Here is a 19085-nt window from a genome sequence, read left to right as displayed (position 1 = left end):
AAACCTTAAAAAGGTGATGATAGAGTATAATAACAATATACCATTGTAATAAATAGTAGTATTTTTGTGGCAACATAATAATTAATACTTATCTAGTATTAATAACTGAAAAGGAGCCTATAATTTTGTTTAGTTATCAAGAATTTATTAAAGTGTTGGATGCTAATAAGATTGAATACGCTAAAGTTCGATATCCAGCAGCAGAAGTTATCACAAATGATGCTAAAGATGACTACGTCTATCTAATTGTAAACGGATGTGTAGGCGCATATTTCTGTGAAGAACCCAGCAGTATGTATTCATTATTTGGAGAAGGGATAATGTTGGGGTACTGCATGATTCTCGATGCATTTCCTAATAAATTCATCTATAAAACTATCACAGAAAGCTTCATTTATGTCATAAAAAAAGCAGATATTGAGTATGTTCTTACTTTTCCGGAAAACTATCCATTTAATTATTTCTTTATGCGAGAAATAAGCAAAGCTATTTACTATAAATCACTTACTTCGTGTACTTCCTCGGAAGATAAATTACTTCATTGTTTATTCAGTATTATTCAATTATTGAAAATACCTGTGAAAGAAGGGTATTACATATTACCCAAAAAAATTACGACGAAAATTTTATTGCAGTATAGTGAGTTGAACAGCAGTACTTTTTATAAACAACTAGCTAAATTGAGGAAGCAGGAGATTGTTGTGAAGCATGAAAATGTTTGGATGATTTCCCAAAAGAAAGCCGCAGAACATGCAGATAGAATGCACATAAATTTAGAAGAAAAAGGAACCATCCTTTAAAAACAAAAAGAAGCGAAGATCCGCCATGACACCAGTAAAGGGAAAGGGCAGATCTTCGCTTCTTTTTTTATCATTTAAATCAGTCCATAGCGATCGAAGAAGTTATAAATTCCGTCTTCGTCATGCGTTTCAGTCACTTCATCCGCTACTAGTTTCAGTGCTTCCTGCGCATTTCCCATTGCCACACCGTATTCAACAAATTGTAGCATTTCTAGATCATTATGACCGTCGCCAATTGCAATTGTATCTGCTTTTGAACGCTCTAAATGTTCTAATAGACGAACGATTGCCAGTTCTTTATTGATGCCAGGTAGGACAATTTCGCCACTGTTTTGACCAAAAGCGGGGACAGTTGTCTGCATAATGGTAAAGCGATCGCCAAATCGAGTCGCCACGTCTTGAAATGGATAATCAGCGTGAATAAAAGAAATCTTATTGACATCCGTCAGCTCATCAAGAGGTGGTTCGGGTTGCAATAAATCAAAGAATCCCTTTGTCCCTTCTTTCAGTTTCTGATAGGCCTCGCTTGATGGATCAAGGTCAGCATATAGTTGTTTTTCCATTTCAGATACACAATACTTGCTTTTAAAAAGACCATGATTGGATTCAAGGTAATAACCGATCTTATTGTCATTGAAGAAATGGACAATGGCCTGAAGATCCGCTTCATTAAAAGTTTCGTGGTAGAGAATACCCGCACTTGTTTCGATATAGCCACCGCCAGCACCGATCATTCCATCAAAAGGAAGGGCGGCAATTTCTTCTGTAATCTCGGCTTTGGAGCGACCGGTGCATAAGTAAATTTGGTGGCCATTTGCTTGTGCTTTTTGAATCGCAAGTTTGGCAGATGGCGGTACTAAACCATAATCATTGCAAAGTGTACCGTCGACATCAATAAAAATCAGTTTGTTAGTCATAGAAATCTCCTTTTATGTAAATCGTTCACTTTTATCGTATCAATTTCTACGGTTTCCGTAAAGGGCACGAGGAGGATTAACGAATTCGCAAGCGATTCTTTTTACTTCTCGAAGCAAGCAGACAAAGATAGCTGAAAAGGGCGAACAACATGGTAATAATCAGACTGTGGAAAAGGGCTATATAGAGGTTGACGCCAGTATAGACAGATAACATTCCGGTAAGTGCCTGCAGCGCAATGAAAATCACAGATAAGACCATTCCGTAAGTCAGGACGCGGTAATGCCGGTAGTCGCGGAAAACAAGATAGGTCACATAGAGAATCCAGATGACTAAAATAAATGCAGCGAGACGGTGGAAATATTGCACATAATCTTGAACGGAATCTGGAAAAATAAAGTGACCATTTTCAAACGGCCAGACTGGAACGGCTAAACTCGCTTTTTCATGTCGAACAAGTGCCCCCGTGTAAACAGTCAAATAGGTATAAATCGTAAGCAGATAGAGGTGGACGCGCAATTTTGTTCCCATCACCAAGTTGCGGGCATCAAATTTTCGGTCAACTTCAAAAATCAATAGCGCTAATAAGACAATCGCTGCGTAACAAATGATTGAAATGCCAAAATGTAGCGCCATAATATACGGATTTTGTCCCCACATAACTGCCGCGGCACCCATAAACGCCTGCAAAATAAGAAAAACAACCGCCACAATCGTCAGTGGTTTCGTTTCTCTGCGATCCCTCATATAAATCCATGCGCAAACAGCCAGCACAATGACAAAAATAGAGCTGACCCCTGTTGTGAGTCGGTGCGCGACTTCAATGAGCTTTTCTGGTGTAATATCGGTCAATCGCACAAGCTGGCCGTTACAAAGTGGCCAACTGTTGCCGCAACCGTCTGCTGAACCCGTTTTTGTTACAAGTGCTCCCCCAAAGACGACGAAGGTCATACAGATGATTGTTAGGACGGACCAGATTTTTAAAAATTTTTTCATTCTTTAAAATCTCCCCTTTGATGCGTATGTATTTTTCCTCAAAGTGCTAGAAAGTGAGCAAATGAGGGTATGTTATGAATAGAGCACAGGATGTCCTTATATTGTAGCTTGTTTTTAAAGTGAAGTAAAGAAAGCAAACTGTGAAAATAAAGAGAGAGATTGCAATTGATTTCACAAAATTCTCTTGTATGCAAAGTTTGGGAATGCCAATGGATAAAAGGATTACAAGCCGATTTATTGACAATTGAAGTACAAATTTCACATAATAGAATGGAAGGTAAGAGTAGCAGGATGGAAGGGGAAAAACGATCCTGCCATGATAGAAATGCGCAATCTAAGGGGGAATTACTTTTGAATCAGATGGAGAAAACTGGGGATATGCAATCGAGCGTTTCCTTAAGTCGATTTACTGTAAGAGATTTCACAGAATTAATTAAAATTGGGATTGTCAATTCCAATACGATCACTGCTTTTACGGGAATGTGGCTTGCTTTTCAATTAACGGGGAAATCGTTTATCGGGAATTTGGATACGGTCATTTTTACAATTTTAGGATCGGCAATGGTCGTTGCTGCATCGGGTGCATTTAATAATGTGATTGATCGCGATATTGACGGCATTATGGAAAGAACGAAAAATCGGCCCACCATGACGGGGAAAATTTCAGGACCTCGTGCACTGGCCGTAGCTGCAGCATTAGGCATTTTGGGAACAGTTATGTTATTTATGACAACTTGGCAGGCAGGCGTTTTAGGCGTGCTAGGTGTGTTCCTGTATGTGGTTGTTTATTCCTTGTATGCCAAGCGTAAACTGGTTGCCAATACGGTGATCGGCAGCTTTTCCGGCGCAGTACCACCACTGATTGGTTGGTTTGCGGTCGAGCCAAGTTTTAGCTTAATTCCCGTCATGCTGTTTTTAATTATGTTTTGTTGGCAGCCACCGCATTTTTATGCCATTGCGATCAAGCGTCGTGAAGAATATCAAGCGGCGGGAATTCCAATGCTGCCCGTGGTTAAAGGAATCGAACGAACCAAGAAAAGCATGCTGTTCTGGGTGGTGCTTTTAACGATTCTTCCGTTTTTCATGTCAGAACTCGGCATAGTGTTTATGATACTGGCTACTGCACTCAATCTCGGCTGGCTGGCGCTTTCATTATACGGATTTAAAATGACGGATAGTATAAAATGGGCACGTTTGATGTTTGTTTATTCATTGAATTACATGACAATCTTATTTGTAGCCATGATCGTTATTTCAATCTTTTTGTAAAATTTTTAAAGCTTTGAAACTGTTTCGTTGGACAGGTTCAAAGCTTTTTTGTATGCTAGCGCCTTTTCTTAAACAAATCTTTAAACTTTTGTTCTCAATTTTTTCATTTTCATGTGCTAAAGTACTAGTAAAGTTGGATTTGGAGGAGTGATACCATGAAAATTGCCAGTTATGAACGTACGATTCATCTCATAGAAAATGGTCATTTAGAAACAGCCAAAAATGAAGCAGAAAATATGATTCTTGAAAATCCTTCTCATTTCGCAGGGTATTTAAATTTAAGCTACTACTACTTAAAAATAAACCAGTTAGAAAATGCGGCACAGCAAATGGAACAGGTAATCGTCTATCATACAGGACAAAAAGAGATCTACCAACAGGCAATCGCGATTTACAAGGGGCTGAAAGATGCCCGAAAAGTGATCAATTATGCGCGGGCAGGGATCAAGTTGTTTCCTGAGGAGGCGATTTTTTATTTTGAGCTGGCCGAACATTTGCCAAGACGACTGAATGAACGGGAGCCATTTTATCAAAAAGCCATTGAACTTCAACCTGAAAATGCGCATTTTTTGGCGAAATACAGTTATCTACTAGCATTAAAAGAGCCGAAAAATAAACAGGCTCTTCATTATGAGCATTTGGCCCTTGGTTTAGAGCCGGAAGAACCGCTTTATCTCTTCTGGTTTGCTAAGGTAAATTATCGACGCGGGGATTTTGAGCGTGCGAGAAGTCTCTCTGAACAAGCGGTCAGTCTGGCGCCAGATAATGAGCAGTATCAGCTTTTTAATCGTAAAATGCAACAAACGAAGCAGCCAATCTGGGCGCTCTATGAAAAAACGCGCTTGTTTTTTCGTTTCACGCCGCTTTATTACACGATTCCGCTCATAACCGCCTATCTGTGGGGCGTCTATTTACTTGGAAAAGTCATCGGGAGTTCAGCCCTCTTCTTATTAGCGATTCCACTACTGCTCATGATTGCCGCCATTTTGATTCAGATCAAACAAAGTGATCATAAACTGACCGCCCAAGAAAGACAGAATCGCTATGTCCGCCTGCCCATTGCCATTATTTCATTGGTTTTCTTAATGGGCATCTATTTTGTGAGTAGTTTTCAGTCGGAGCAAAACTCTGTACCACTAGAGACGCAGCCAAAAATAGTAGGGCAACAGCTTCCCAGTGCTTCCGTAGAAATGCATGACAAAATGGGGCATTAAAAAAACCGACAGAAAAGCTGAAACTTTCCTGTCGGCTCAAGACTGTAGACAAAGATTGGGTCTGCAGTTTTTTATGTGTGGCGATAATTTTAGCCTAATTAATTCTGTAACATTTTTGCAACTTCTGCATTCAGGTCTTTCATTGCCTGGTCAACATCTTCTCCGTTGACAGCAATTTGCTCCCAATATTTTTTATAGGCTTCTGCCATTTCCTCATATTGTGGGACAAGCGGCATAGGTTTGCTTGATTCCAGCTGTTCTTTAAATATTTGATAATTGGTGTCATTTTTAATAGAAGGATCTTCCCAAGCTTCTATGCTGGAAGGAAGATTTTTGGTTGATTTCAGGTAGTCCATTTGAACATCTGGACGGCTCAGATAATCGATCAATTTAAGCGCATCGTCTTTCTTGTCACTGTATTCAAACACGGCCAAATCAGAGCCGCCAAGTGCGGATAAATTATTTTCTTTTTTAGGCAATGTAGCAATCGCCCATTTTCCGTCTAATTCAGGTGCAGTTGTTTCTAGTGTATTGGCCATCCAAGGACCGCTGATGAACATTGGTAGGATGGGCTGATCTCCACCAAAGGTTTGGGTGATGTCCATTCCTAAATCTTGCTTAGGCGTGGCACCATCTTTAATGAAGCTATCCAAATATTTGATCGCATCGACGAATTCTTTTTGATCTAAAACGGGTTCGCCTTTTTCATTAATCAGTTCGGAACCATTTTGGCGGCCGAACATATAGCCGAATGTGCCTTCATTTGGGTCAATCGAGAATCCGTAAAGGTCATCGCCTCGTTTGGATAAAGTGACCGCGACATCATGCAGTTCCTCCCAAGTTTTTGGCGGTTCCGAATAGCCAGCTGCCTCAAGAACATCCGTACGATAGAAGAGCACGCGCGTTTCTACATACCAAGGAACGCCATAGGTCTTATCATTAAATTGGGTGGTTTCAATGGCTGCCGGATAAAATTTAGAAGGATCAAGATTGTCGGTTGAATCGATTTTCTTTGTAATATCAGCTAGGGCACCGGCTTCTACAAATTCTGCCATGTTTGTCGTTCCAACTTGGACGACATCTGGGCCGGATTTTGAAGCAATCGCAGTCAGCATTTTGTCGTGCGCATTGCTCCAAGGAATTGCTTGGACTTTTACTTTAATACCAGTTTCTTTCGTAAATCCTTTTACAAGTTCTTTAGTTGTTGAGGCCTCATCTCCCATTGCCCAGAATACAAGCTCATTCTTGGATGAGGAAGAGTCGTTGCTGCTATCTCCTCCACAAGCAGATAGGAACAAGACGGACATGAGTGCGGCTGCTGCTAAAACTGTGAGCGAAAAACGTTTTTTCATTTGGATTCCCCCGTTTTTACAATTTTAAAATCAGGAACAGCATAAGATAAAATAGATTATGCAACTAAATACGATAGAAACGTTTCTATTAAAATTATAATATGGGGGACCCTTAAATGCAAGCGCTTTCTAAAAAGGGCTAGTTAAGCGAAGAATTCAATGTCTAGAATCTTCTTTTTAATCTGTAAATGGCGGTAAGTAAGTGAAACGTTTTCATTTCGCTTGATTTCTAATATTATTTTTGGAAAATGTAAGATTTATTGAAATATGCTTTGCGATTATTTAACATTTTGATGAAAAGATAGCTTTTAATGATTAAAATCGTTACAATAAAGGAAACATGCAAGGAGGGCGAAAATGAAATTCATTTTAAGAGTTCTCGTGTTGCTTGTGATTTGCCTTTTTATCGGCTATAACACGGATCTCTTTTTTAACAGTCCAAGCGATACGAATGAAGCATCGGAAAAAGTGAAGCAGAAAAATCTCTCGGATGAGGAGCAAAAGGCCAATGAGTCTACTGCCTCAATTAGTGATCAAAATAGTTTGAGTGCGCTGATCAATCAAGATGTTAGTAAAGTCGTTCAAAAATTTGGTGAGCCGGTTCGTAAAGATGCCACACCATACGGTTATGAATATTATGTGTATAATCAGCCTAATTCCAGTTACATGCTGGTAGGCGTTCAGAATAATCAGGTGCAAACTATTTATGCACTTGGTCAGGACCTTGATGTCAGTCCTTATAAGATCGGCATGTCGTCGGAAGAGGTTTTTACAAATGCGAATTTGCAATCGGAAGTCTCGTTCCATTATGAAGATAATTTTTATCGCTTTGAGCTCTCAGAAGACGATCTAAACGTGCGACCGGTGGCGGATTTGGGCAGTGGCGTTTATGCACAGCTCAATTTTGATAAATTTACTTCAAAGCTTGTCAGTGTGCGCTATATGAATAAGCTGTCTTTTGTTAAAATGCATCCCTATGAACTGAACTATCAAGGGGAAATTTATCAGGAAGAAGTCACAGATGACATGTGGCAAAAGATCGATCAAGGGGCAGACCAGGAAGTGCTTGAGATCACCAATGTCATTCGCGAACGATATGGTGCAAATGAAGTAGCAAGTGATCCGGCGGTTGCCAAAGTTGCCTATTCTCACAGTCTCGATATGGCAGAAAATAATTATTTTGATCACAATTCGCCGACAGAAGGGGCGCTTTCTGACAGATTGCAGAAGGCGGAAATCAAATATACCAAGGCGGGCGAAAATATTGCCTATAATTATATGGATGCCGGTGCGGCGGTAGAGGGCTGGCTCAATTCGGAAGGTCATCGCAAGAATCTGCTCGATAAAAGTTTTACCTATATGGGTGAGGGAACCTATCAGAAGTACTACACGCAAAACTTTCTTACAAAATAAGAATTATGGTATAATGAAGGATATAAAAAGTCATGGAGGGAATAAGGGATGATTGCCACAATGGAAAACCTTGCGCTTCTTGACATGGCGGATGATTTAGCTGCGAAGATTTTGGACTCGGAGATCATGCTCGATTATGCAGCAAAGAAAAAAGCGATGGAAACCAGTCCGGAAACCGAGCAAAGGCGGCGTGCTTTTATCACCATCAAAGAACGGTATGATGAAGTGCAGCGCTTTGGACGTTATCATCCTGATTATAAAGAAGTTACACGAAAAACCCGTGCTTTAAAACGCGAACTTGATATGGACGAACATGTTGCTGCTTTCAGGCAGGCCGAAATGGCGCTTCAGACATTGCTCGATGAGATCAGTTTGCTGTTTGCCGGTGCGGTTTCAGAAAATATAAAAGTACCAACCGGAAATCCATTTTTTGAGCAAAAATCAAGCTGCTCATCAGGTGGTTGTGGTAGCGGGGGAAGCTGCGGCTGTTCGGCCTGATTCGGTTAAGGTAAGGAAAAGGGGCAGGTTACAATGGAAAATGATCGTCAAGCCATCGTCATTTGGCTGAATCATTTAAAGCAAGTTCGTTCGTTGAAACGCTTCGGCAATGTGCATTATGTTTCGCGTAAGCTGAAATATGCGGTGCTTTACTGCAATATGTGCGATGTGGAAGAAATTTCAGCAAAGATTGCTCGCTTTCACTATGTAAAGCGTGTGGAACCATCATTCCGTCCATTTTTAAAAACGGAATATGAATCCAAAATTGAATCGGGCTATGAACGGAAGCGCGATGATGTACAGATTAGTATTTAAGGAAAGAGCGGATCTTATGGATCTGCTCTTTTTTTATAAGGTCGCGACTTTGATTTTCTTCTCAATTTAGGTAAAATGGAAAAGTAATCATCAAACTAATCAGGAAATGTAGGAATGAAAGATGAGAGTAATTGCAGGACAGAGAAAGGGACATCCGCTAAAAGCTGTCCCGGGAAATAACACGCGCCCGACAACAGATAAAATCAAAGAGTCGCTGTTTTCGATTATCGGTCCGTTTTTCGATGGCGGGAACGTGCTCGATTTATTTGCAGGCAGTGGAGGACTTGGTATTGAGGCACTGAGCCGTGGCATGGCGCGCGCTGTTTTTATTGATCAGGCTACACCGGCCATAAAGACAATCCATGAGAACTTACGGGCAACGCGCCTTTCGGATCAGGCGGAAGTCTATCGAAATGATGCTTTCAGGGCGCTCACACTTTTAGCAAAAAATGAGCATCAGTTTGACTTAGTGCTGCTTGATCCCCCGTATAAAAAACAAGAACTGGAAAAACTGATGACGCGACTTTCTGAACTGGCGCTGCTTCGTTCGGGCTGTCTAGTTGTCTGTGAGCATGACAAAACAGTTGAACTTCCAGATGCAGTCGGCAGGCTCAAGAAAATCAAAGAACCTGCTTATGGCATCACCATCTTGTCGATTTATGAACTGGAGGAGGAAGCAGAATGAAGCAGGTATCAGCAATTTGCCCGGGCACTTTTGATCCGATCACCAATGGTCATTTAGACATCATTGAGAGGGCGGCTGCAATTTTTGATACGCTCTATGTGGCCGTGCTGATCAATTCCAGCAAGAAGCCGCTTTTTTCTTTAGAGGAGCGGATGGCACTGATTAAAGCGGCTACCGCTCATTTGCCAAACGTGGTCGTTGAAAGTTCCAGCGGTCTACTCGTCCACTATGCCAAGGCGAAGGGAGCCAAAACGATCGTGCGGGGCCTAAGAGCAGTCAGCGATTTTGAATATGAAATGCAGATTGCCGCCATGAACCGGACGATTGATCCAGAAGTCGAGACCTTTTTTATGATGACCAATACGCAATATTCATTTTTAAGCTCCAGTATTGTCAAAGAAGTAGCCCAGTATCACGAAGATGTGAGCGGACTTGTGCCGGCAGTTGTCGAGCAGGCCTTACAAACAAAATTTAAAAAGTAGGAAAGCAGGAGTTGAATCAGATGCGCAAACAGTGGAAACAGATTACATTGATCGCCATTTTACTCGTACTTATCGTGGGATTCTTTATCCCAATGCCTTATTACATCACGAAACCTGGTTCAGCTGATGAATTGGAGCCGCTTGTATCCGTAAAGGGACATCCAGAAACTGTCAAGGGTTCCTTTAGCCTTGTGACGGTTGCCCAGTCACCAGCCAATATTTATTCATATGTAGCAGCAAAATTTTTGCCTTATCATGAGATTGAAAAAGACGATGAAGTGAAATATGAGGATGAGTCGGATGAGGAATACAATGTCCGCCAGATGTACATGATGAACGAGTCCAAGAATAACGCCATTCAGGTGGCCTATAAAGCGGCCGGGCAGCAAGTGGAAGTCGAATACAACGGCGTTTATGTGCTGAGTGTGATGGATGATGTGCCAGCCGCGAAATATCTGCATGCCGGCGATTTGATCAAAGCCGTAGATGGCAATGAATTTAAATCTAGCGAAGAATTTATCAAATATGTTAAAAGTAAAAAAGCGGGCGACAAAATCAAGGTCGACTATGTGCACAATAAAAAGCATGAATCCGCTGAAATTGAATTGACAACCATTGATAACAAAGGCACGGTTGGAATTGGGATAACGCTTGTAGACGATCAGAAAGTCACGACGGATCCCAAAGTCGACATTGATTCGGACAAAATCGGCGGACCGTCTGCCGGCCTGATGTTCAGTCTGGAAATCTACAGCCGTTTCCAAGATGAAGACATTACAAAAGGTTACCAAATTGCGGGAACTGGCACGATCGACCCGGACGGAAATGTTGGTCGAATCGGCGGAATCGATCAGAAGGTGGTCGCGGCCGATAATGCCGGTGCTGATATTTTCTTTGCGCCGGACGACACGATCACAAAAGACATGAAAAAAGAAGACCCAACAATCGAATCCAATTATGATCTGGCTAAAAAGACCGCGAAGGACATTGACTCGAACATGAAAATCGTTCCCGTCAAAACATTCCAAGACGCCGTCGATTATTTGGAGCGGTTGGAGAAAAAATAAAAAATGAACTGAAAATCAGTGGCTGGAGTCAGCTCTTAAATGACTGCGTCTGATTTTCAGTTTTTTTATAAACGATTCACATGACTCAGTTTTTAATAAGATATAAATCCATTGACAGGTGACAAAAATAAGGAAATCTATCCGTTAAACATTTCCATTAAACCGTTTTTATTTTTATAATGAACATAAAAAGCGGGTGATAAAAATGTGGAAAAAGTTTTATTCCCATAAAATTTGCAGAATAGGCGTTCCAATTTTATATTTGGTGCTGTTGTTGATTACAGGAGTCAACTATTTTCATCGCTATTCACCATCGTATAAATCACCATTACTGCTGATTGAGATGGGATTAATTGTGATTGTGATGATAGTCAACTTTTTTTACGCCCGTCAGTATGCGAAAAAAATAAAAATAATTTTTAAGGTCCTGACCGTATTTGATCAGGACCTTTTTATTAAAATAATAGAAGCGGTCGTCTAAAATCTTCATTCATGTCGAGCTTTCCACCTTCAAGCAGGGCATAAATCCGTGTCGCCCGAATATCAGCAGCAACAAGTTCAGTAGGAGCCTTGGAAATCGTTGACACAAGCGGGAAACTCAGCCCTTTTTTGACAGACGAAAGGTAATTCTGCCCAGCGCGCGTCATGCCAAGAATGTGATGATACGGTGTCTGCTGTTCATCTTTCAAATGATGAAGCACGAGTTGAACCGCTGCCCGCTTAATTCTAGATGTACTGTAACGCTTGGTCGTCATCAACTGCAAAAATTCGTCCGCCGAGTCCGTCTCTAACGCCGTTTTTACCATGCGATTCTCAATGCCCTCTGTGATGCTGTTAATCTTGGCCAGCTCATTCGGCGAATCGGTCAAAAGCCGGTAACGAAGCGGCGCCCACATGTCGTCAAATGCCAAAAAACGGGCATCATAGGTGGTCAAATCCTGAAAAACGGCTGTTGGCACATAAGGGGCAAGCTCGGCAAAGTCGTCTTTCAAAATCATTTTCCGGATGGCTGTGGCACTGGTCAGTTGGGCATCAGTCGGCAGCTCTTCATGGTAGTCCGTCTGGCGGCGCAGTGTCTGAAGCTTCATCGACAGTCCCAGCTCACGAACCGCCAGCGCATAATGAAAGCCGAGAATGTTATTAGGCAAAGTCAAATCTAGCGGTTGCTTTTGCCCAGCGTGCCGCAAAGCTTCTGTATAGGCCGTCCCGTAGCTATTTTTTTTATCTGCCAGAAGTTCCTTTAATTTGAGCGTAAATGCTTCTGAAACAGCCAGCTCGGCCAGCTCTTCAAAATGTGCTGCCTGCCCGTCCTCGCTGCCAAAATAAAGCGTATCAACCTGCAAATCACCCAACAGTCGAACGGCCTCGCGCGCAAAAATATCCGCCTGCTGCACCGCAAAACGAACGGGCAACTCGATCACTAGGTCAACCCCAGCCGAGAGAGCCATCTTGGTGCGCGTCCATTTTGAAAGCACAGCCGGTTCGCCGCGCTGCACGAACGAGCCGCTCATGATGGCCACCACGACATCTGCCCCCGTATCCTGCCGCGCTCGCTCTAAATGATAGAGGTGCCCATTATGAAATGGATTATATTCGACCACGATTCCTACGGCTTTCATTTTTCGCCCTCCTTTGAATGTACTTTTTCATTATTTTACCATAAAATAAAAGAAGAATTATAGCGATACAAAAGCTCGAAAAACATTGACAAAACCTTTGTAAAAAGCTATAATATTTTTTGTTGCGCTTGGAGTGATGAAAATGAAATGGGCTTTAAGTCAGTTGAAAAAATCACGCGACGGAATCTTCCAATTGGATGAGACGGTCAACCTGACAGAATTTTTACAAGCAAATCATCAGGATGTGCGAGATGCGAGTCCTGTACATGTCACAGGCAGTCTGGATGTAGCGGCGAATCAAGTAGCGGCACATATCAAACTGACAGGTGAATGGATTTTGCCGTGTGCACGTACTCTTGTGGATGTGCATGTTCCTTATGAAATCACAGCGGAAGAAACTTTTGTGAAAACGGAAGAGGCTTTGGCGGATGAATCTTTTCATTTGATGGAGAAGGACACCGTAGATTTGACGCCTGTTGTAGAGGAACTACTCCTTGTTGAGATTCCCATGCAGGTCTTTAGCGAAGAAGCGCTGGATGATACGGCACTTCCTAAAGGTGAAGAATGGGCGCTCAAAACAGAAGAGCAGCTTTTAAAAGAGCAAGCAGAAAAACAACCGAAAGTGGATCCTCGTCTTGCAGGTCTGGCAGATTTCTTTGATAAAAATCAGGAATCTGAATGACGACTTGCTAAGCTGGAATATATGAAGGACTTGTCCTTTAAAATGAGGCAAACGTCTCTAAGGAGGTGTATCGAAATGGCAGTACCTTTTAGAAGAACTTCTAAAACTAGAAAACGTAAACGTCGTACGCACTACAAATTGCAAGTGCCGGGCATGAATGAATGCTCCAACTGCGGCGAAATGAAATTATCCCACCGTGTGTGTCCTGAATGTGGCCACTACGATGGTAAAGATGTAGCAAACAGCTAATCTTGCTAAAAGCAGGCGAACGTTTCGCTTGTTTTCATAAACCTAAGGAGATGCCATGGATCTCTTTAGGTTTTTTCTTTTGCTTTGACGGAAGATTTAGTAAAATAGAACGTGACAGCAATGAAAAGCTTCATGCATTTGCCTGTCTAAAATTAGGAAACAGGTGATTCAAAATGGAAGAAGAAAAATATCTGCGTGAAATGTATCAAGATGACTACTATCCCAAATTTTTGGTTGATAAAATTAAGGTGCTTTTAAAAGAAGTGGAAGCAGTACTTGCAAGTGGTGAAAAGGATCTAGCGGTCATTCAAGCAGCCTTTGACAAAGCGACACTTGCCATCAATGATTTGGAAAGCGAGTTTAATGAAAACGACAGTGAAATCGAAACGGTCGCCAGAGATGATATTGGTGAAACGGTGGGTGCACTTTTAGATGCCTATCAAATTGATTTAGACGTAGAAGACGCTATTCGCGAGCGAGAATGGTAAGCCGTTAAAAGCGTGGAAAGGACGAGCAGGATGAAAGTGGGAATTGTTGGCGCTGGGGCGATTGGGCTTCTCTATGGCGCGAAACTGACTGAAAATGCTGAGGTAATATTTTTCACCAAACGAAAAGAACAGGCGGAAGCTCTGGCCGAAAAAGGGGTTTTTTTAGATGGACAGCATCATCAGCTGGCGGCACGGGAAGTGGACGAGCTCTCACAGCTGGCGGCTGGGCTAGACGTGCTTATTTTAACGATGAAATCCTATCAACTGGATGAGTTTTGGCCAAACTTAGCGCTCCTTCCTGAAAAATTACCCCTGTTATTCTTGCAAAATGGGGTCGCTCATTTAAAACAATTGGCCAATTGCCCGCAAAAAATCATCCTAGTCGGCAGTTCTGAACACGGAGCCGTTCGGGAAAATGACTACACGGTATCATGGCGAGGAAAAGGCCGCACTAATTTCAGTATTTGGCGGGGGGAGCTGAGCGATGAGCTGCTGCACTTGTTTCAGCAGGCAGGTTCAGATTTTCCGTTTATCCAGAAGGCAACAGTCGAGCAGGTTTTGCGTGATAAGTGGTTCATCAACCTGATCATCAATCCGCTAACAGCTGCTTTCATGTGCCCAAATGGCGACCTGCTTACAAAGTCAGCCTACCGGGCGGAAACGCGAGCACTTGTAGACGAGGTCGCACCGCTTTTTCAAAAGGAGGCTTCATTTGAAAAAATCCAGCTGATTTGTGAGCAGACGGCGGGGAATTGGTCCTCGATGGCTGAGGATGTTCGTCATGGACGGAGAACGGAAATTGCCAGTATTCTGCTGCCGGCACTGGAAGCTGGGGAGGCACAAGGCGTACCACTCCCAAGACTGACATTTTTATATCATTTAATCAAAGGGAAAGAAGGCGAAACGCATGCTTAATTGGTTAAAAGATCCAGCTGCATGGCTGATTATTTTGCCGATCATTGTGTTTATAGCGGCACAATGGCTCATCAAAAAAAGAACACATAAAAAACAGAAGAGTATCAAATTGGCAGCTGATATTTCGACCTTCTTCTTTATATTAGCGGACCATGTGTTTATGCTGCTTGTGTTTGAAAAGTCCTATCTGCTCTATATTTTATTAGGTCTTTTTATCGTAGGAATCGTTCTTGTCAGCGTGCAAGCAACGCGAGAAGGGGAGCTTCATTTTGACAAAGTTCTGCGCGGCTTCTGGCGGATCTGTTTTATGGTTTTTGCCTTGCTGTACCTCGTCTTATTTATCATTGGTGTGATTCAAAGCCTTCTGTTTTTGGTGGGATAGGTCAAACCAGGCGTTACGCAAGTCAAAATAACCGTAAATACTGCCATTCATTCCCTTCAAATTGGCATCCACTAGAAAACTTTTGGTATCAAAAAATAAATAAATCAATAAAAAATGCTGCAACAGCCATGATTCGATTGTGTCATGGCTTTTTTGACGTGCTTTTTTGTCCGGCTCGGCTTGATAATCAGCTGTCAGTGCCAGTAAAGTTTGTTTATATTCGCTAGGCCAAAATTTCTGAGGTGCAAGAGCGGGATTAAGCAGAAAATCTAGAAAACTTACTTCCAAATCCGCCGCGCTTTCTTCAGATAGAATGAACAAATCTGCCTCTGCTTGAAAATCTGTTCGATAATAATCGGCCATGAGAAGCGGGACGGGAATAATCGGGATATTTACTTTGGCAGCTTCTGCCCGGAACTTATCCACAAGCTGTTTACCCCATGGCTTATTATAGTAGCCCAATCGAATTGGACGTCCGTCATAACCGCTTTTTAGCAGTAACTGATGAATTTTTGCAAGATCATGCGGAGGGAAAATAGGCGCTTCTTTTTGTATCAGATACCCATGCGCCGCGGATTTGTCGTGTAGAATTCCTTCCGCTTGCCATTTTTCAATAAAAGCTAAGTGATAAATCGCTTCACGGAATGCCTGATGCTGGATAAAGGGGAGCGGTGAATGGAAATTAAAGGCAAGAAAATGGACGGTTTTAGAGTGGCTGTCTTGCTCCACTAGTTGCTCTTCGGGGTTATCTCGAGTATGGCTGAACTGCGCCCCAAAAGCCACCGGATCCTGCGGAACAAACCAGAACTCCACCTGATCAAGCAATGGACGAGTGGAAAAATAATGATTAAAAGCCGTTAGAATAATTCGCTCATCGTTTCGTTCTGTCAGTTTAAAAGGCCCAGTTGAAACCCACTGATTTTCATCAAAAGGAAGATCGCGGGGCAGGATGCTCATATTGCTGCTGCATAAGTAACGCAAAAAAAGGACATTGGGGCGTTTTAATCTAATTTCAATTGTATAACGATCGAGTATCTGCATCGTATCGACTTCTGCAAGTTTCCAGGCACATACACTTGTGGGGCTGGCAGCCATTTTTAGTGAGTACATCACATCTTCGCTATCCATTTCCCGTTCATGATGAAAGAATACCCCTTTTCGTAAATGAATGATCCAGGATTTATGATCGCTTGTGTCAAAATGGTGCGCCAACCAGGGGCGAATCTCACCAGTTTTTGGATGAAATGTAAAAAGAGAGTCACCTAGTTGATCGATGAGAAAAGATTCAAATGATGTGGCAACCTTGGAAGGGTGTAGTGTGCCAATCCGGCGTTGCACAATTGCGCGCATGATTTCTCCTTTTTGTGCATGAAAACTGGCACCTAAAAGTTGATTGATGGCTGGCATGATCAAATTTTGATAGTTAGCTGATTCAGGAAGTTTTAGAAGAGATAGCAAAAAAGAAAGCTGTTCATCATCTTGTTTTGGTGATAGAGAATCGGCTAAATCATCCTGAAAACTTTTGGCAAATGCAAGTTTTGATAAATGGCCACGACCAGAACCCGGTTGGTAAACGAGTAGGCCGGATGTTTGATACTTCAGCAGTTTACGTTTGGCATTCTTTGGTGAGGAGTACCAGAGTTTCGCAAGTGCTTGAAGCGAAAGTGGACTCGTTATTTCTGTTTTCAGCCAAAAGCGCAATTGAAAATAATCCTGATCCATCACATTACCTCCATGAATGAAAAGGGGACAAAAAATGACAAAGTCGTCCCTTTTAACGCTTTTTATTCCACCTTATACTAACAGAAAGATCACATAGAGAGAAATTTTCAGTTTGAAGAAGGGGTGATACGATGTTTAAAATGCTTCATCCAAATGTTCAAGCACGGATTATCATTAATTTCCTGAGCAAATTGATTGCCACGATGATTTTCCCATTTATGGCCATCTATTTCACAACGTATTATGGTGCAAAAGCGGCAGGCGTTTTACTAATGATGCATGTAATTATCCAGTTTTTGGCGGGCGTCTACGGTGGTTATCTGACAGACAGAATTGGGCGCCGTCAGCTGATGATCTGGGGCGAAGGGACAAAGGCCATCGCTTATTTGGGCATGATGCTCGTCAATTCGCCGCTTTTAACTTCTCCAGGACTGACTTTTCTTTTGATGCTGGTTATTGCCATTGCGCAAGGCCTGATCACACCAGCTTCGGATGCGATGCTGATAGATGTCAGTACGCCTGAATCTAGAACTTTTATGTATTCGGTTAGCTACTGGGCTAATAATCTTTCGTTAACAGTTGGCATCATGATTGGCGGCTGGTTATTCAGTCAACATCTATTTGAACTTTTGCTTGGCCTATTTATATTGTCTCTCGTGACAACGGGGCTGACAATCTTGTGGATAACAGAGACTTTCATACCTAGTAGCGAAGCGGCTACTTTGAAACCTCGCTTTTGGGGGCTGGGGGAACTCAAGAACAGTTACATGCAAGTCATCAAAGACAGACCTTTTTTGCTGTTTACACTTTCGGGCATTTGTGTGATGACGATTGAATATCAGCGAAATAATTTTATTTCCGTTCAACTGGCTGAAAAATTTTCTGCCCATTTAATTCCCATAGGGCACTGGTTGACCTTTGAACTGGATGGAATCAAAATGTTGAGTTTACTGACAACAGTGAATACGATTTGTATTGTCCTTTTCACGGTGCCCGTTGCAAAATGGCTGAAAAATAAAAACCAAACGGCCATCATGTATACAGGATTTGTCCTGTTTGCAATCGGATTTTCCTTTTCAGCGATGTCCCTGAATTTGACTGTGTTATTGCTCGCCACACTGATTTTATCTGCGGGAGAATTGTTATATGTACCAACTCGGCAAACGATTATGGCAGACTTGGCTGATGAAATGAAACGCGGAACCTACATGGCATTTAACGGGATGATCTATCAAATCGGCCGGATTCTTGCATCAGTTACACTTGTTTTCGCTCCTTTAATTGGCAGTACGGGCGTGGGGATCTTCATTTTAGGGTGTGGAATTGGCGCTTGTTTGCTTGCTGCTGCAGCGCTTAAACAGGCGCAGAAAAAAATTGGCAGCCTGAAAAAAAGCTAAAGTGGGGAATTGTGGATAATATCCCCACCCACTCTCCACCGCCTCCCACCTTTTTAAAATCGCATTATATCAGTGATTTGTCGTCTTTCTTACAGCAGAAGGACGATTTTTTTATAGGATTTTTAAGTTTTAGGTGGTGCGAAGTGGGGAGATGTGGTAAAGTAGAAAATAAGAAAGTGGGGGAAGTCTAATGTTCATGGGTGAATATCGTCACAACATCGATATAAAGGGCCGTCTGATCGTGCCAGCCAAGTTCCGTGAAGCATTAGGGGATAAGTTTGTCATCACCCGCGGTCTTGATAAGTGTTTATTTGCTTATCCGGGCGAGGAGTGGAGCAAACTGGAAGAAAAAATCCAAACTTTACCACTGACGAAAAAAGACGCTCGTTCTTTTACGCGTTTCTTCTTTTCCGGCGCATCTGAATGCGAGCTGGATAAACAGGGCCGAATCAATATCCCGTCGAACTTGATGGGTTATGCAGGACTTGAAAAAGAAACCGTGATTATCGGAGTGTCCAATCGTATTGAAATTTGGAGCGAGAATTCTTGGGACGATTTCTTTACAGAATCAGAGGAATCTTTCTCGGATATTGCTGAAAATATGATTGGGTTCGATATTTAAGGA

At 42.2% G+C, this 19085-nt stretch carries 21 protein-coding genes; 16 read left to right on the top strand and 5 right to left on the bottom strand.

The window, feature by feature from the left end; genetic code table 11:
- Positions 1-125 precede the first annotated feature (125 nt).
- Positions 126-800, top strand: a complete 675-nt coding sequence (locus CS921_RS07060; protein WP_099222400.1) for a cyclic nucleotide-binding domain-containing protein — start codon at positions 126-128, stop codon at positions 798-800.
- Positions 801-874: 74 nt separating this feature from the next.
- Here the strand turns inward: CS921_RS07060 and CS921_RS07055 are convergent, their stop codons facing one another.
- Together CS921_RS07055 and CS921_RS07050 are read right to left on the bottom strand one after the other, a co-directional pair.
- Entirely contained in the window at positions 875-1717 is an 843-nt protein-coding gene (locus CS921_RS07055; RefSeq protein WP_099222398.1) for a Cof-type HAD-IIB family hydrolase, read from the bottom strand.
- Between the two features lie 76 nt (positions 1718-1793).
- Positions 1794-2711, bottom strand: a complete 918-nt coding sequence (locus tag CS921_RS07050) for a COX15/CtaA family protein (RefSeq protein ID WP_099222396.1) — start codon at positions 2709-2711, stop codon at positions 1794-1796.
- A gap of 351 nt (positions 2712-3062) precedes the next feature.
- Here CS921_RS07050 and cyoE point away from each other — a divergent pair, with 351 nt between their 5' ends.
- Together cyoE and CS921_RS07040 are read left to right on the top strand one after the other, a co-directional pair.
- Positions 3063-3980, top strand: a complete 918-nt coding sequence (gene cyoE / locus CS921_RS07045; protein WP_099222394.1) for a heme o synthase — start codon at positions 3063-3065, stop codon at positions 3978-3980.
- A gap of 155 nt (positions 3981-4135) precedes the next feature.
- The gene (locus CS921_RS07040; RefSeq protein ID WP_099222392.1) at positions 4136-5194 is read left to right on the top strand and encodes a tetratricopeptide repeat protein; all 1059 of its coding nucleotides are present in this window, start codon (positions 4136-4138) and stop codon (positions 5192-5194) included.
- 98 nt (positions 5195-5292) lie between these two features.
- Here the strand turns inward: CS921_RS07040 and CS921_RS07035 are convergent, their stop codons facing one another.
- Positions 5293-6546 (bottom strand): sugar ABC transporter substrate-binding protein, encoded by a 1254-nt coding sequence (locus tag CS921_RS07035; protein WP_099222390.1) that lies wholly within the window; start codon positions 6544-6546, stop codon positions 5293-5295.
- Between the two features lie 357 nt (positions 6547-6903).
- Between CS921_RS07035 and CS921_RS07030 the strand changes: the two genes are divergently transcribed.
- The 6 genes from CS921_RS07030 (at position 6904) to CS921_RS07005 (ending at position 11006) form a co-directional block, all read left to right on the top strand.
- Positions 6904-7959 (top strand): CAP domain-containing protein, encoded by a 1056-nt coding sequence (locus CS921_RS07030; RefSeq protein WP_099222388.1) that lies wholly within the window; start codon positions 6904-6906, stop codon positions 7957-7959.
- A gap of 48 nt (positions 7960-8007) precedes the next feature.
- Positions 8008-8457, top strand: coding sequence for a YlbF/YmcA family competence regulator (locus tag CS921_RS07025; protein ID WP_099222386.1), 450 nt, complete (start codon positions 8008-8010; stop codon positions 8455-8457).
- Between the two features lie 33 nt (positions 8458-8490).
- A complete protein-coding gene (locus CS921_RS07020) occupies positions 8491-8772 on the top strand; it encodes a YlbG family protein (RefSeq protein ID WP_099222384.1) in 282 nt (93 codons plus the stop codon).
- A gap of 121 nt (positions 8773-8893) precedes the next feature.
- Positions 8894-9457: a 16S rRNA (guanine(966)-N(2))-methyltransferase RsmD gene (rsmD, locus tag CS921_RS07015; protein ID WP_099222382.1), complete on the top strand. Its 564-nt coding sequence runs from the start codon at positions 8894-8896 to the stop codon at positions 9455-9457.
- Positions 9454-9939 (top strand): pantetheine-phosphate adenylyltransferase, encoded by a 486-nt coding sequence (coaD, locus tag CS921_RS07010; protein ID WP_099222380.1) that lies wholly within the window; start codon positions 9454-9456, stop codon positions 9937-9939. Before rsmD ends, coaD begins: the two co-directional genes overlap by 4 nt.
- A 20-nt stretch (positions 9940-9959) precedes the next feature.
- Positions 9960-11006: a SepM family pheromone-processing serine protease gene (locus CS921_RS07005; RefSeq protein ID WP_099222378.1), complete on the top strand. Its 1047-nt coding sequence runs from the start codon at positions 9960-9962 to the stop codon at positions 11004-11006.
- Positions 11007-11461: 455 nt separating this feature from the next.
- Here CS921_RS07005 and CS921_RS07000 read toward each other — a convergent pair whose 3' ends face one another.
- Positions 11462-12625 carry a nucleotidyltransferase gene (locus tag CS921_RS07000; RefSeq protein ID WP_099222376.1) on the bottom strand — a complete coding sequence of 388 codons (1164 nt, stop codon included), beginning with the start codon at positions 12623-12625 and terminating at the stop codon, positions 11462-11464.
- A 142-nt stretch (positions 12626-12767) separates the two neighbouring features.
- Here CS921_RS07000 and CS921_RS06995 point away from each other — a divergent pair, with 142 nt between their 5' ends.
- The 5 genes from CS921_RS06995 (at position 12768) to CS921_RS06975 (ending at position 15341) form a co-directional block, all read left to right on the top strand.
- On the top strand, positions 12768-13307 hold the full coding sequence (locus CS921_RS06995; RefSeq protein WP_099222375.1) for a YceD family protein: 540 nt from the start codon (positions 12768-12770) through the stop codon (positions 13305-13307).
- Positions 13308-13382: 75 nt separating this feature from the next.
- Complete coding sequence (gene rpmF, locus CS921_RS06990) at positions 13383-13556, top strand: 50S ribosomal protein L32 (protein WP_099222373.1); 174 nt, start codon at positions 13383-13385, stop codon at positions 13554-13556.
- A 173-nt stretch (positions 13557-13729) separates the two neighbouring features.
- Positions 13730-14044 (top strand): DUF5713 family protein, encoded by a 315-nt coding sequence (locus CS921_RS06985; protein ID WP_099222371.1) that lies wholly within the window; start codon positions 13730-13732, stop codon positions 14042-14044.
- 30 nt (positions 14045-14074) lie between these two features.
- Positions 14075-14959 (top strand): 2-dehydropantoate 2-reductase, encoded by an 885-nt coding sequence (locus tag CS921_RS06980; RefSeq protein ID WP_099222369.1) that lies wholly within the window; start codon positions 14075-14077, stop codon positions 14957-14959.
- Entirely contained in the window at positions 14952-15341 is a 390-nt protein-coding gene (locus tag CS921_RS06975; RefSeq protein WP_099222367.1) for a DUF3397 domain-containing protein, read from the top strand. Before CS921_RS06980 ends, CS921_RS06975 begins: the two co-directional genes overlap by 8 nt.
- Here the strand turns inward: CS921_RS06975 and CS921_RS06970 are convergent.
- Positions 15294-17063: an ABC transporter substrate-binding protein gene (locus CS921_RS06970; RefSeq protein WP_099222365.1), complete on the bottom strand. Its 1770-nt coding sequence runs from the start codon at positions 17061-17063 to the stop codon at positions 15294-15296. The two genes, CS921_RS06975 and CS921_RS06970, sit on opposite strands and share 48 nt — an antisense overlap.
- Positions 17064-17194: 131 nt before the next feature.
- Between CS921_RS06970 and CS921_RS06965 the strand changes: the two genes are divergently transcribed.
- Complete coding sequence (locus CS921_RS06965; RefSeq protein ID WP_099222363.1) at positions 17195-18460, top strand: MDR family MFS transporter; 1266 nt, start codon at positions 17195-17197, stop codon at positions 18458-18460.
- A 190-nt stretch (positions 18461-18650) separates the two neighbouring features.
- Positions 18651-19082, top strand: a complete 432-nt coding sequence (gene mraZ / locus CS921_RS06955) for a division/cell wall cluster transcriptional repressor MraZ (RefSeq protein ID WP_099222359.1) — start codon at positions 18651-18653, stop codon at positions 19080-19082.
- The last annotated feature ends 3 nt before the right edge of the window (positions 19083-19085 follow it).

Origin of the sequence: Listeria costaricensis (assembly GCF_900183385.1) — a bacterium.
Lineage (GTDB): Bacteria > Bacillota > Bacilli > Lactobacillales > Listeriaceae > Listeria > Listeria costaricensis.
This window is presented reverse-complemented; position numbering and strand designations above follow the sequence as displayed.

Coding starts and splice junctions, on each gene's coding strand:
- CS921_RS07005 (WP_099222378.1), top strand. CDS start 9,960: ATGCGCAAACAGTGGAAACAGATTACATTGATCGCCATTTTACTCGTA.
- CS921_RS06995 (WP_099222375.1), top strand. CDS start 12,768: ATGAAATGGGCTTTAAGTCAGTTGAAAAAATCACGCGACGGAATCTTC.
- rsmD (WP_099222382.1), top strand. CDS start 8,894: ATGAGAGTAATTGCAGGACAGAGAAAGGGACATCCGCTAAAAGCTGTC.
- CS921_RS06975 (WP_099222367.1), top strand. CDS start 14,952: ATGCTTAATTGGTTAAAAGATCCAGCTGCATGGCTGATTATTTTGCCG.
- CS921_RS06980 (WP_099222369.1), top strand. CDS start 14,075: ATGAAAGTGGGAATTGTTGGCGCTGGGGCGATTGGGCTTCTCTATGGC.
- CS921_RS06985 (WP_099222371.1), top strand. CDS start 13,730: ATGGAAGAAGAAAAATATCTGCGTGAAATGTATCAAGATGACTACTAT.
- CS921_RS07055 (WP_099222398.1), bottom strand. CDS start 1,717: ATGACTAACAAACTGATTTTTATTGATGTCGACGGTACACTTTGCAAT.
- CS921_RS06965 (WP_099222363.1), top strand. CDS start 17,195: ATGTTTAAAATGCTTCATCCAAATGTTCAAGCACGGATTATCATTAAT.
- mraZ (WP_099222359.1), top strand. CDS start 18,651: ATGTTCATGGGTGAATATCGTCACAACATCGATATAAAGGGCCGTCTG.
- CS921_RS07035 (WP_099222390.1), bottom strand. CDS start 6,546: ATGAAAAAACGTTTTTCGCTCACAGTTTTAGCAGCAGCCGCACTCATG.
- CS921_RS07025 (WP_099222386.1), top strand. CDS start 8,008: ATGATTGCCACAATGGAAAACCTTGCGCTTCTTGACATGGCGGATGAT.
- CS921_RS06970 (WP_099222365.1), bottom strand. CDS start 17,063: ATGGATCAGGATTATTTTCAATTGCGCTTTTGGCTGAAAACAGAAATA.
- CS921_RS07030 (WP_099222388.1), top strand. CDS start 6,904: ATGAAATTCATTTTAAGAGTTCTCGTGTTGCTTGTGATTTGCCTTTTT.
- coaD (WP_099222380.1), top strand. CDS start 9,454: ATGAAGCAGGTATCAGCAATTTGCCCGGGCACTTTTGATCCGATCACC.
- CS921_RS07050 (WP_099222396.1), bottom strand. CDS start 2,711: ATGAAAAAATTTTTAAAAATCTGGTCCGTCCTAACAATCATCTGTATG.
- rpmF (WP_099222373.1), top strand. CDS start 13,383: ATGGCAGTACCTTTTAGAAGAACTTCTAAAACTAGAAAACGTAAACGT.
- CS921_RS07000 (WP_099222376.1), bottom strand. CDS start 12,625: ATGAAAGCCGTAGGAATCGTGGTCGAATATAATCCATTTCATAATGGG.
- CS921_RS07020 (WP_099222384.1), top strand. CDS start 8,491: ATGGAAAATGATCGTCAAGCCATCGTCATTTGGCTGAATCATTTAAAG.
- CS921_RS07040 (WP_099222392.1), top strand. CDS start 4,136: ATGAAAATTGCCAGTTATGAACGTACGATTCATCTCATAGAAAATGGT.